This window comes from Streptomyces sp. LaBMicrA B280 (assembly GCF_049222185.1).
Classification (GTDB): domain Bacteria; phylum Actinomycetota; class Actinomycetes; order Streptomycetales; family Streptomycetaceae; genus Streptomyces; species Streptomyces murinus.
The window spans coordinates 30,462-42,289 of record NZ_JBMJCT010000036.1; the positions used below are offsets into that span (position 1 = coordinate 30,462).

12 protein-coding genes and 1 pseudogene are annotated in these 11,828 nt (G+C 72.5%); 3 read left to right on the forward strand and 10 right to left on the reverse strand.

Annotated elements, in window-relative coordinates; genetic code table 11:
* Nucleotides 1–94: 94 nt before the first annotated feature.
* From ACLF5H_RS27350 to infC, 5 genes are all read right to left on the reverse strand, one after another.
* Nucleotides 95–1,225 (reverse strand): sensor histidine kinase, encoded by a 1,131-nt coding sequence (locus ACLF5H_RS27350; RefSeq protein ID WP_361680191.1) that lies wholly within the window; start codon nt 1,223–1,225, stop codon nt 95–97.
* Between the two features lie 50 nt (nt 1,226–1,275).
* Entirely contained in the window at nt 1,276–2,136 is an 861-nt protein-coding gene (locus ACLF5H_RS27355; protein ID WP_421678669.1) for a TrmH family RNA methyltransferase, read from the reverse strand.
* Between the two features lie 204 nt (nt 2,137–2,340).
* The gene (rplT, locus tag ACLF5H_RS27360; protein WP_037651207.1) at nt 2,341–2,724 is read right to left on the reverse strand and encodes a 50S ribosomal protein L20; all 384 of its coding nucleotides are present in this window, start codon (nt 2,722–2,724) and stop codon (nt 2,341–2,343) included.
* Nucleotides 2,725–2,822: 98 nt separating this feature from the next.
* A complete protein-coding gene (rpmI, locus tag ACLF5H_RS27365) occupies nt 2,823–3,017 on the reverse strand; it encodes a 50S ribosomal protein L35 (protein WP_004933563.1) in 195 nt (64 codons plus the stop codon).
* Nucleotides 3,018–3,131: 114 nt separating this feature from the next.
* Nucleotides 3,132–3,806 (reverse strand): translation initiation factor IF-3, encoded by a 675-nt coding sequence (gene infC / locus ACLF5H_RS27370; RefSeq protein ID WP_421678679.1) that lies wholly within the window; start codon nt 3,804–3,806, stop codon nt 3,132–3,134.
* 382 nt (nt 3,807–4,188) lie between these two features.
* Between infC and ACLF5H_RS27375 the strand changes: the two genes are divergently transcribed.
* Nucleotides 4,189–4,545: a DUF1844 domain-containing protein gene (locus tag ACLF5H_RS27375; RefSeq protein ID WP_421678670.1), complete on the forward strand. Its 357-nt coding sequence runs from the start codon at nt 4,189–4,191 to the stop codon at nt 4,543–4,545.
* A gap of 1 nt (nt 4,546) precedes the next feature.
* On the opposite strand, the gene ACLF5H_RS27380 is transcribed toward ACLF5H_RS27375, so the two are convergent.
* The 3 genes from ACLF5H_RS27380 to ACLF5H_RS27390 are packed head-to-tail and all read right to left on the reverse strand — an operon-like array spanning nt 4,547 to nt 7,922.
* Nucleotides 4,547–5,278: an SseB family protein gene (locus ACLF5H_RS27380; protein ID WP_421678671.1), complete on the reverse strand. Its 732-nt coding sequence runs from the start codon at nt 5,276–5,278 to the stop codon at nt 4,547–4,549.
* A 56-nt stretch (nt 5,279–5,334) separates the two neighbouring features.
* Entirely contained in the window at nt 5,335–6,495 is a 1,161-nt protein-coding gene (gene mycP / locus ACLF5H_RS27385; protein WP_421678672.1) for a type VII secretion-associated serine protease mycosin, read from the reverse strand.
* Nucleotides 6,492–7,922: a hypothetical protein gene (locus tag ACLF5H_RS27390; protein WP_421678673.1), complete on the reverse strand. Its 1,431-nt coding sequence runs from the start codon at nt 7,920–7,922 to the stop codon at nt 6,492–6,494. The genes mycP and ACLF5H_RS27390 overlap by 4 nt, the downstream gene beginning before the upstream one ends.
* A gap of 196 nt (nt 7,923–8,118) precedes the next feature.
* Between ACLF5H_RS27390 and ACLF5H_RS27395 the strand changes: the two genes are divergently transcribed.
* Nucleotides 8,119–9,321, forward strand: a complete 1,203-nt coding sequence (locus tag ACLF5H_RS27395) for an amino acid deaminase/aldolase (protein WP_421678674.1) — start codon at nt 8,119–8,121, stop codon at nt 9,319–9,321.
* A 66-nt stretch (nt 9,322–9,387) separates the two neighbouring features.
* Here the strand turns inward: ACLF5H_RS27395 and ACLF5H_RS27400 are convergent, their stop codons facing one another.
* Nucleotides 9,388–10,008: a TetR-like C-terminal domain-containing protein gene (locus ACLF5H_RS27400; protein ID WP_421678675.1), complete on the reverse strand. Its 621-nt coding sequence runs from the start codon at nt 10,006–10,008 to the stop codon at nt 9,388–9,390.
* Between the two features lie 103 nt (nt 10,009–10,111).
* Between ACLF5H_RS27400 and ACLF5H_RS27405 the strand changes: the two genes are divergently transcribed.
* Nucleotides 10,112–11,644 carry an FAD-dependent oxidoreductase gene (locus tag ACLF5H_RS27405; protein ID WP_421678676.1) on the forward strand — a complete coding sequence of 511 codons (1,533 nt, stop codon included), beginning with the start codon at nt 10,112–10,114 and terminating at the stop codon, nt 11,642–11,644.
* Nucleotides 11,645–11,730: 86 nt separating this feature from the next.
* Here the strand turns inward: ACLF5H_RS27405 and ACLF5H_RS27410 are convergent.
* A pseudogene (locus tag ACLF5H_RS27410) lies at nt 11,731–11,828 on the reverse strand (IS982 family transposase); the annotation flags it as partial.

The window sequence follows — 11,828 nt, forward strand, 5'->3', positions numbered from 1 at the left end:
TCACCGACTCGACTCGCGAGGGCCGTGTGCAGGACGCAAAGGTGCCAAAGGCCGAGTCTAACGGGGTGGAGCTGTACGAAGAGCCCGTGGGCCGCTAGGCGAGATACGCCGGGGCGCTCACGGGCAACGTAAATCGGAACTCGGCGCCGCCGCCGCGGGCGCGGCCGACCGTGATGGTGCCGCCGTGGGCCTCGACGATGCCCTTGACGATATACAGCCCCAGTCCGGTGCCACCGCGCTTGCTGCCCCGCCAGAAGCGGGTGAAGACGCGGTTCATGGACTCCTCCGGGATGCCGGGCCCTTCGTCGCTCACCGTGACCGATGTGCCGGCTTCCTCGCCCTCGCGGGGGGACGCCGTGGGCGTGATGTCAATGGTGACGGTTCCCTCGCCGTGCCGCACGGCATTTTCCAGCAGGTTGCTGAGCACCTGGTCGATCTTGTCGGGGTCGGCCCACAGATCGGGCAGCGGCTGCTCGATGCGCAGCAGGAAGCGTCCGGCGCTCTGTCCGGCGGCGACGTACGCCTGGATGTGGCGGGAGACGGCGGCCCCTATGTCGACGGGCTGCCTGCGCACCTCCAGGCGCCCCGAGTCGATCCGGGAGATGTCCAGCAGCTCGGCGATGAGCCGGGTGACCCGGTCGGCGTCCGCGTCGACGGTCTCCAGCATCAGCCGCTTCTGGTCGTCGGTGAACCGCTCCCACTTGGCGAGCAGCGTGGCGGTGAAACCCTTGACGGAGGTCAGCGGGGAGCGCAGCTCATGGGCGACGGTCGCGATCAGCTCGGCGTGGCTGCGCTCGGTGCGCCGGCGGGCCTCGGTGTCCCGCAGGCAGATGATCAGACGGTGCACGGGGCCGAGGGGCGCGGTGCGGACGTACCGGGCGGTGACGAGCACCTCACGGCCGCCGGGCAGCAGCAGATTGCGCTCGGGCTGCCGGGTCCGGGTGGAGAGGCCCCCGTAGGGATCGGTGAGCTGCCACCAGCGGCGCCCCTCCAGGTCCTCTAACGGCAGCGCCTTCTCCAGCGGCTGTCCGAGGGCCTCGGCGGCGGGTACGGCGGTGATGCGCTCCGCGGCCGCGTTGAACCCGACGACGCGTCCCCGCTCGTCGGCGACCACCAGTCCGTCGGGGAGCTGGTCGGGATCGAGCCCGCCCGCACCGCACGAGGACGCGGGTGCCCCCCGCGTGTCCCGTCCCTCCGGCCCGGTGCTCGTGCCGGCCACACTCATCCCCGTACCCCACCTCTCATACGGCGCAGGGCCCCGAGCTGGCCACCCTACTAGCTCTGGGTGACGGAACGGCACCCTCCGCGGGCGCGCTGCGCGCGAGCCGAGGCGTACAGGCAGACGGCGGCGGCCGTGGCCAGGTTCAGGCTCTCGGCCCTGCCGTGGATGGGCACCCGTACGACGGCGTCGGCGAGGTCCCGGGTCTCCTCCGGCAGTCCCCATGCCTCGTTGCCGAACACCCAGGCGGTGGGCCCGCCCATGGTGCCCTCGTCCAGTTCCTCGTCCAGGTCGTGATCGCCCGCGCCGTCGGCGGCGAGGATGCGCACCCCGGCGTCCTTGAGCCGCTCGATGGCCTGCTCCACGGGGACGCCGACGGCGACCGGGAGGTGGAACAGGGAGCCGACGGAGGCGCGCACGGCCTTGGGGTTGTACAGGTCCACGGAGGCGTCGGTGAGGACGACGGCGTCGGCGCCCGCGGCGTCCGCGCAGCGCAGCACGGTGCCCGCGTTGCCGGGGTCGCGCACGTGCGCGAGCACGGCGACCAGCCGGGGGCGGGCGGCGAGGACGTCCTCGAACGGGGTGTCCAGGAACCGGCAGACGCCGACGAGCCCCTGCGGGGTGACCGTGGTGGAGATGTCGGCGATGACGTCCTCGGCGGCGAGATGCACCCGGGCGCCTGCGGCACGGGCCTCACCGACGATGTCGGCGTACCGCTCCGCGGCCTCGACCGTGGCGAACAGCTCGACCAGCGTCGCCTGCCCGCCGTCCCGGTGCGCCGCCGCCTCCCGCACGGCCTGCGGCCCCTCCGCGAGGAACAGCCGGTCCTTCCCCCGGAAATTCCGCTTGGCGAGCCGCCGAGCTGCGGCGACACGGGCGGAACGGGGAGAGATCAGCTCGGGGCTGACGGGGACCATGCTCTTCTTCGCTTTCCGGAGAGACGTGATGGTGTCGCGCCCCGAAGGGGCGCGGGGCTGTGCCTGATCTGCGGCTCCGCCGCGCGGGCGCGAGCAACCACGACGCACCGCGGCCGAAAACGCGCCGGGGGACCTCAACAGCGAGACCCGCAAGCCGACAGCCTGCGGGTCCCGGTGTTATTTCGGCTGAAGCTCAGCGCGGCGTCACGCGGCCTTGGGCGCGTTGACGTCCGACGGCAGCGCCTTCTGCGCGACCTCGACGAGCGCGGCGAACGCGTTCACGTCGTTGACGGCCAGCTCGGCCAGGATCTTGCGGTCGACCTCGACGTTCGCGGCCTTCAGACCCTGGATGAAGCGGTTGTAGGTCATGCCGTTGGCGCGGGCAGCGGCGTTGATGCGCTGGATCCACAGCTGACGGAAGTCGCCCTTGCGCTTCTTGCGGTCGTTGTAGTTGTAGACCAGCGAGTGGGTGACCTGCTCCTTGGCCTTGCGGTACAGGCGCGAACGCTGACCACGGTAGCCGGAGGCCTGCTCCAGGATCGCCCGGCGCTTCTTGTGGGCGTTGACTGCCCGCTTGACGCGTGCCACTTGTTAACTCCTTGTAGCGGGGTCGTGGGTGTCCTCACACGACCCGGAAACGATTGGGTCCCGGTCCAGACGCACGGCGCTCGACGAGCGCCGCGGCGTCACTTGCCGAGAAGCTTCTTGATCTTCGCGGCGTCGCCCGGGGCCATCTCGGCGTTGCCGGTGAGGCGACGCGTCACGCGGGACGACTTGTGCTCAAGCAGGTGGCGCTTGCCGGCGCGCTCGCGGAGCACCTTGCCGGAGCCGGTGACCTTGAAGCGCTTGCTGGCACCGCTGTGCGACTTGTTCTTCGGCATAGCGCCGTTCTCTCCTCGTCGGTGGCGCTCCGGTGCCCGGTCGCGAAAACCGGGCACGGTGGAGCGTCGCTCTTGTTTCGGTTACATCCTTGGGAGCCGTGGGGCTCCCCGGGATCACGCCTCGGCGGGTTCCTCGGACGATGCCTCGGACGACTCCTCGGCCTCGGCGAGTTCCTCGGACGATGCCTCGGCCGGGTTCTGCGACTTGCCGGGGTTCGCCTTCGCGTCGGCCTTGCGGGCCTCCTGCGCCTGACGGGCCTCGGCCATCGCCTCGGTCTTCTTCTTGTGCGGACCGAGAACCATGATCATGTTTCGGCCGTCCTGCTTCGGGTTCGACTCGACGAAACCGAGGTCCTGGACGTCCTCCGCGAGGCGCTGCAGCAGTCGGTAGCCCAGCTCGGGCCGGGACTGCTCGCGACCACGGAACATGATCGTGATCTTGACCTTGTCGCCCTGCTTGAGGAACCGGACGACGTGACCCTTCTTGGTGTCATAGTCGTGCGGGTCGATCTTCGGCCGGAGCTTCATCTCCTTGATGACCGTGTGCGCCTGGTTCTTGCGCGCCTCACGGGCCTTCATGGCCGACTCGTACTTGAACTTCCCGTAGTCCATGAGCTTGCACACGGGCGGACGGGCGGTCGCCGCCACCTCGACCAGGTCCAGGTCGTACTCCTGCGCAAGCTCCAGTGCCTTCGCGAGCGGCACGATGCCGACCTGCTCGCCACTGGGACCGACAAGTCGCACCTCGGGAACGCGAATCCGGTCGTTGATGCGGGGCTCGGCGCTGATGGATCCTCCTCGATAGCACCACGCGACGGCCTGGCGGACTGCCGCGTAACGTCTGTGTTCGTCAGACCAACCGCGCCGAAGCACAAAAAATGCCCCGGACGATCACAGGCGGGGCTCCTGATTACCGGAGCACCGCCGCGATGGACGCGGGGCGCGAATCGGGCGACTCCATCGTCCGTACGGAACGATGGCGGCCGCCTGACCGGAGACCCGCCGTCCCGGGGGACGGTGCGGGTGGGAGATCGGAGCCTCCACTTGTGGGCCGAGCGATAGGTGTGTACCTACGTCCGGCCGGTCGCCCACCAGATTAGCAGGATGGCTTGACAAGGGCTAATCGGGCGGGCGTCATCGGGAGGGCGACGGGCCGCTTAGGGTGTGGGACATGAGTGAGACCCCTGCCGAGAACCCCGACTTCGACGCGATGGCCCGCGATATCGCCGAGGTCCCCGCCGTCGAGGTGATCGTGACGGTCGCCGTCAACCTGATGAGCGCCGCCGCCGTGAAGCTCGGGCTCAGCGAGGAGGGCGACACGTTCAAGGACCTGGACGAGGCGCGCAAGCTGATCACCGCCCTCGCCGGTCTGCTGGACGGCGGCGCGACCGAGATCAGCTCCTTCCACGCGGCCCCGCTGCGCGACGGCCTGAAGTCGCTCCAGCTGGCCTTCCGCGAGGCCTCGATCGTCCCGGACGAGCCGGGCCAGGGGCCGGGCGAGAAGTACACCGGCCCGATCTACAGCTGAGCTACTCCTTCACGTACAGGGGCTCGCCCGGAGGCGTCGTCCCGGCCGGCAGCAGTGCCAGGTCGAGGCCGCGCACCAGGCGGGCCCTCAGTGTTTCGTCGGCGGCGAGCCGGCCGGCGATCGCCTGGGCGGTCTCGGCGGGCGGGGCGGCCGGGTCCAGGACGAGGGCGAGGGTGCCGTCGGCCGGGCCGGGCACCAGATGGGCCCGCCGCACGGCGGGCTCGGCCGCCACCGCCGTGCGCACGGCCGCGGTCACGGCCGGGTCGGCCAGCGGGTCGGTGCTGGTACGGCCCTCGGCGAGGGCGAGCAGCGCGGGCCCGGTCAGCTCGAACGGCACCGGTCCCGCGAGGTCCAGCACCACCGTGTCGGCCTTCTCGTGCGCGGCGGCCTGGAGCGCCTGGTGCAGGGGTACGGCGACCGGCCGGGCCGCGGGGTCCCAGCGGGCGAGGGAGTCGGTGGAGGTGAAGGCGGGCAGCGCGGTACGACCACCGGCCTTGAGGGTGGGTACGGCCATGTCGCTGGTCTTCTCACGGCGCAGCCCGTTCTCGTCCTCCTCCACCTCACCGAGGACGGCGACGACCGGCACCAGCAGCCGGGCGCCCTTCAGCGCCTGGAGGACCGGTCCGACGGCGGTGCGGTCCTCGGCCCACGCGGCGAGCGCGGCACCGAGCCGGGGGTCGGCGGAGCCGTCGTCGTCGGAGTAGCCGGAGTCGGGGATGTTCTTGTTCGCCACGGTCACCGACCCTATCGGGGGAAACGGCACGGCTCGGCGGCGGCCCGGTGCCCGCCTCAGAAGGGCTGTCTGCGGCCGCGCCACAGGATCACGCCCACGACCAGCAGCACCCCGCCGACACTGCCCGCGAGGGGCGCCGCCCAGTCGGCGGCGGATCCGGTCGCCCTGGGCGCGTCGGGGCCGGGGCCGAAGTACTCACGGGGGTACGACGCCGGGCTCAGCTTCTCGGGTTTGAGGCGGTCGGCGGCGGTAAGGGCGGCCACCGGGTCGATCGTGCCGTAGCCCCGGGAGTCGTCGCGGCCACCGGCCGGCGGGGCGTCGGCGGTGTCCTCGAGGAGCGTCTTGATCTGGGCCGGGCCCAGCCCCGGGTGGGCCGACTTGATCAGGGCGGCGACCCCCGAGACGTAGGCGGAGGCGGCCGAGGTGCCCCAGCCCTCGTAGTACTTGTGGTCGGGGTCGGCGATGACGACGTCGACACCGGGCGCGCTGACCGCGGCGTACCAGCGGCGGGTGGAGAAGGCGGCGCGGGTGCCGTAGCGGTCGACGGCGGTGGCGACGACGACGCCGGGGTAGGCCGCCGGGTAGGAGACGTGGTCGCCCTTGTCGCCGCCGTTGCCCGCGGAGGCGACGACGACCACGCCCTTCTTCAGGGCGTACTGCACGGCCTCGTCCTCGCCGGGTTCGGGGTGGGCGGAGGCGGAGTCGTCGCCGAGGGAGAGGTTGATGACGTCGGCGCCGTGGTCGGCGGCCCAGCGGATGCCGTCGGCGAGGGCGCTGCCGCGGGTGGTGCGGGCCTTGGCGCGGGCGGGGTCGCTGTCCTCCAGGATCACCCGTACGGGAAGGATCTTCGCCTCGGGGGCGACGCCCATGACGCCGTCGGAGCCGCCGGGTCCATGGCCGTGTCCGGCGATGATCCCGGCCATGGCGGTGCCGTGCCGCCCCCAGGTGCGATCGCCCGGCCGGGCGCCGAAGCCGATCATGTCCTTGGCGGGCAGCACATTGCCGACGAGGTCGGGGTGGTCCTCCTGGACGCCGGTGTCGAGGACGGCGACGGTGACGCCCTGGCCCCTGGTGGTGTGCCAGGCCTGGTCGAGGTGGAGGGCGGACAGGCCCCACTGCTGGGCGCGGATGCCGTCGGCGTGGGCGGCGGCGGTGGGCAGCAGGGTGAGGGCACCGGCGAGCAGGGCGCTCACCGCGGCCCCGGCGGCACGCTTCATGAGGGTCTCTTCGTGGCGTTCGGGGCGGTGGAGCCGACGGTCCGGCGCAGCCGCCGCGCTATCTGTCCGGACAGTCCCTGGGCCTCGTCGCCGAGACCGGACTGGGCCTGCGCGGTGGTGGCACCGGCCCGTACGGCGTCGGCGGCGGGCTGGGGGGTGTCCACGCTCCGGCCGTCCGCCCAGCCCGAGACGGCGTACACGACGACGGGGGCGTCGGTGCGCACGGAGATGGTCCAGGTGGCGCGCTGGTCGTCGCCGAAACCGGCCGCGGGGGTGTTCCGCGCGGCATACGGGCGGGGCATCAGATCGGGGCGTTCGGCGAGGTGCTGGGTGCGGAAGCGGGTGGCGAGCGCGGACATGCCCGCGGGGTCGGCCTTGGTGAACAGCAGGCCGACGGTGGTCACATAGCTCTGGGTGGCGTCCGTGTAGGTGGCGCGCAGCAGCCGACGGCAGCCGGCGTCGGCGAGGACCTTCCACAGCAGCGGGTCGAACCCGTCGGCGCAGCCGCCGTCCGGGGCGACGGCGATCCGCGTCCAGGTCCGGTCCGCCCCGCCGGGCCCGTCCCCCGCCCCCTGTACGACGGGCGGGAACAGGGTGTCGACGGGCACGCTGTGCCATGCGGGCACGGCCGCGGCGAAGCCCTGCGCGGCGCTGTCCTCGTGCTCCTCCGCGATCCAACTCCCGGCCGCGGCGCCGCCGATGAGCCCGATCCCGAGCACCAGGCAGACCCCGGCGACGACGGCCCGCCCCCGCCTGCGCACCCGGAACAGGTCGGGTTCCCCGAACGTGACATGGGGCCGGGCGGCGCTCTGCCGGGTCCGGGCCGGGTCGGGGGCGTGCGGGGCGGGCGGCTGGGGGTGCCAGCGGGTGGTGGGCCGGGTCGCGTGCGCCGACACGCCCGTGGGAGGGCGCGCGGGAGCGTCCAGCCAGGCGTTGAGCCAGAGCGGAACCTCCAGGTCGATCCGGGTGATCTGGGTGCTGGCGGTGCTGATGCCGCCGTCACCGGGGCCGCTTCCGGTACCCCCCGTGCTCGTACTCCCCCCGCTCGCGTCGGCGTACGCGGGGCGCGGCGCGTCGGTCTCCGTGCGCGGGCGGGCCGCGCGGGGCGGGGCGTCGGGGAAGCGGGCGGAGGCGGGGGGTGGCGGCGGGCTCACGGAGTCGACGGCCTCGGGGACGGTACGGCCGCGGGACGTGCCGTCGGCCGGTCTTTCGGCGTCGGCCGGGCCGCGCGGGGTGAAGACGGACGGCTCGTCACCGGGGTCGTCCCCCAGGGGTGCGGCGGCGGTGACCCGGGCACCGTCCGCGCTTGCCCTGCCGGGAACGCCGGCCGGGATGCCGCTGCCCGCGCTCCAACCGGCGCCCGCGCGGGGGCCGGAGGAGGGCGACGGGCCCGGCGGCAGGGAGGAGTGGCGTGCTTCCGTGGTCATGCGTTCCCCGTTTCCTCGCGACCCGGGCCGTCTCCTCGTACCCGTACGACCGGGCCCCCATCCCGGGCGGGTCCGTCGTACGTGCGCGTCACTCTACGGGTTGTCGGGGGCCGGGGCGGAACCAGTGGGGGAGGCCGGGGCACTTGCCCGGAACGTCCCTCTACCCTGCGGTAATCCCTTCTGGCAGGCTTCCGGCATGACTGCGCGTGCCGCCGACCGGGCCCGGTACGACCGGGCCACCGCCCATCTCGAAGCGCCGCTGGCGCTCGTGGACCTGGAGGCTTTCGACGCCAACGCGGCCGATCTGGTCCGCCGCTCCGGCGGCAAGCCGGTTCGGGTCGCGAGCAAGTCCGTGCGCTGCCGTGCCCTGCTGGAGCGGGTGCTGGCCAGGGACGGCTTCCAGGGCATCATGTCGTTCACCCTCGCCGAGTCGCTGTGGCTGGCGCGTTCGGGCTTCGACGACATCCTGCTCGCCTACCCCTCCGCCGACCGCTCCAAATTCGCCGAACTGACCGCCGATCCCAAGCTCGCCGCCGCCGTCACCGTGATGGTGGACGACCCCGCCCAGCTCGACCTGATCGACGCCGCCCGCGACGGCGGACGCGAAGTGGTGCGGATATGCCTGGAGTTGGACACCGCCCTGAAGCTGTTCGGCGGCCGGGTGCGGATCGGCGCCCGCCGCTCCCCGCTGCACTCCCCCGCCCAACTCGCCGAGGTCGCCCGGGTGGTGGCCGAACGCCCCGGGTTCCGGCTGGTCGGGGTGATGGCGTACGAGGGGCATGTCGCGGGGGTCGGTGACGCCGTCGCCGGGCGGCCGCTGCGGTCGCGGGCGATCCGGCTGATGCAGGCCGCCGCCCGCCGGGAGCTGGCCGAGCGGCGCGGTGCGGCGGTGCGCGCGGTGCGGGCCGTCGCGCCGGACCTGGAGTTCGTCAACGGCGGTGGCACCGGCAGTGTGCAGCACACCGCCGCCGAGTCCGCGGTCACCGAGATCGCGGCGGGATCCGGGCTGTATGTGCCGCGGCTGTTCGACAACTACACGTCCTTCAGCGGCCGTCCGGCGGCGCTCTTCGCGCTGCCGGTGGTACGGCGGCCGGGCGTGGGCGTCGTCACCGTGCTCGGCGGCGGCTACCCGGCCTCCGGCGCGGCGGGCCCCGACCGCTCGCCGGTGCCGTATCTGCCGGAGGGCCTCGCGTACGACCCGCAGGAGGGCGCGGGCGAGGTGCAGACCCCGCTGCTCGGCTCGCCCGCCGACGACCTGCTGATCGGCGACCGGGTGTGGTTCCGGCACGCCAAGGCGGGCGAGCTGTGCGAACGGTTCGCGTCGCTGCACCTCGTCCAGGGCGACGAGGTGACGGCGACCGTGCCCACGTACCGGGGCGAGGGGCACACCTTCCTCTGAGCGGAACGCGGGGGCGACAGCGGAATCGTCAAGGGCGCCCGGAACGACTCCGCTCAAGCCGTCGCGTCACGAGCCGCCGCCCGGCACGGGCCGAGGGGGACGGACGAGGGGCAGGAAGATCGTGTCGACGATTTCTTCGATGCCGTCGTCCGGCATCGCCTGGAAGGTCATGAAGGCGTGGTGGCGCAGTAGGTCCACCGGCAGGGACCGGATACGCGCGGTCAGCCGGTCAGGATCGAGTTCGCCGCGCTCGGCGGCCGCCGCGAGGATCTGGTCGAGTACCGGTTCCTGCTCCTTGAGCAGGACATCGCGCAGCTCGGACAGGGTTTCGCCGGTCTCCTGGTAGTAGCCGCCGAGCTGCACGCCCAGGACCACCGCGAAGTCCAGACGCGAGCGGTTGAGCTCACGCAGGAAGGCGACGAGGTCACCGCGCAGGCTGCCGGTGTCCGGCATCGGGGTGCGCCGGGTCACGCCGGCGTGCGTGATGGTGGCGCGCAGCAAGTCGTTGCGGGTCGCCCACCGGCGGGCGATGACCGGTCGGCTGGTGGCTGCCCGGCCGGCCACGGCTTCGAGGGTGAAGCCGGCGTATCCGTGTTCACGCAGCACCGCCCATGCCGCGGTGAGCAGTGCCTTCTCCAGCTCCGCGCCGCGCCGACGCTGGACCGGCCCATTCTCTTTAGGATGCACTTGCGCATCTTAACAGCCGCGCATAGCCTCACCCTCAGAAGATGCGGCTCTGCATCTAATAAGCCGTTCGATGCCCTGCGTCGACACTTCGGGGAGGCTCGACATGAACGAGCACGGCGCGCTCCGGACAGACGTCCTCATCGTCGGAGCCGGCCCAGTGGGCCTCACGCTGGCCTGCGACCTCGCTCGACGCGGCGTCAGCTGCGAGATCGTCGAGCGGGAGGCGACCGCCGGCCGCGCGTCCAAGGCCAAGACGATCCAGCCCCGCTCCCTGGAGGTGCTCGATGACCTCGGCGCCGTCGAGCACGTCGTGCGCCATGGCGTCGCCGGTCTGCCGCTGCGCTTCCACGACTCGTCCGGCCGTGTCGTCGACCGCCCCTCGATCACACTCCGCGCCAGGAGTTCCTTCCAGACGCCCTATCCCGATCCGCTCTGGATCGGCCAGTTCGACGTCGAGCACGCGCTGCGCGAACGACTGCGCCAACTGGGCGGTTCGGTGGAGCACCGGGCGGAAGCGGTCGGCCTCGTGCAGGACCGGGACGGCGTCACCACCACCCTCCGCACGCCGGACGGCGCCCGCAGGCTGCGGGCACGCTACGTCGTGGCAGCCGACGGCGGTAAGAGCACGGTCCGCAGGCTGCTCGGTCTCCGTCTGGAGGGGGAGACCCGCGAGACAGAGCGCTGGTACATCGGCGACGTCACCGTCGACGGCCTGGCCCGCGACCATATGCACGTCTGGACCTCCGACGAGGGGATGCTCGCCCTCACGCCGCTGCCCCACAGCGACCTGTGGCAGTTGCAAGCCCCCGTCCCGGCAGGCACACAGCCGGGCACCCCGACCCGCGAGCTCTACCAACGGCTGCTGGACGAGCGGAACGCCGGAGTCACGCTGACGAGCGCGACCTGGCTCTCGGTCTACCGCGTCAACATCCGCATGCTCAACGACTACCGCAGGGCACGGGTGTTGTTCGCGGGTGATGCCGCACATGTGCACACGCCCGCCGGCGGCCAGGGCATGAACACCGGCATCCAGGACGCCTACAATCTCGGCTGGAAGCTGGGCGCGGTCCTCGGCGGCGCGCACCCCGACCTGCTGGACACCTATTCCGCCGAGCGGGCGCCCGTCGCGCGGACCGTGCTCGCGTCGAGCACGCACAAGCTGGACCGGACGACCCTGCGGCTCGGCGACGACGCCGACAAGCTGGGCGCGGCCCTCGCAGAACTCGCCGACGACGCCCTGACGACCGGCCTCGGCATCCGCTACGGCAGCCGCTTGGACGATCGCGCCGAGGGGCCGGTCGCCGGAGACCGGGCACCAAACGCCACCGGTCTGCGCGGCCCCGGCTTCTCCGGGGATCTGTTCGACCTCACCCGCGGCCCGCAGTGGACTCTGATCGCTTTCGACAACGACGACCCGGCCCTCACCGACCGTGCCGGATCCTTCCCCCTGCACGTGCACAGGATCGACACCGCCGACGGGATTCTCGACGGCGCCGGCGCATACCGACGGATATACGCGCCGAGCCGGGGCGAGCTCGTCCTCATCCGTCCGGACGGCCACATCGCCGCCCGTGTCCCCCACGACCGCGCGGCCGACCTCTTCGGCGCCCTTCCCTTTGCCGCACCGGTTCGCTGAGCGCCCCGGTCGGCCCGGCCCTACGACCGGCCGGACCGGGCCGATGAGCGGCGCCGAATGCGCCTAGATGAGTGAGTCCGATGTTCTCAGTGGTCGTAGGCGATCAGGGATCGTTTGATCTTGGCGCCGGTGGTCCAGTTGTGCCAGATGCCGGCTGCCAGGGCGAGGAGTCGTTGTCCGGTGC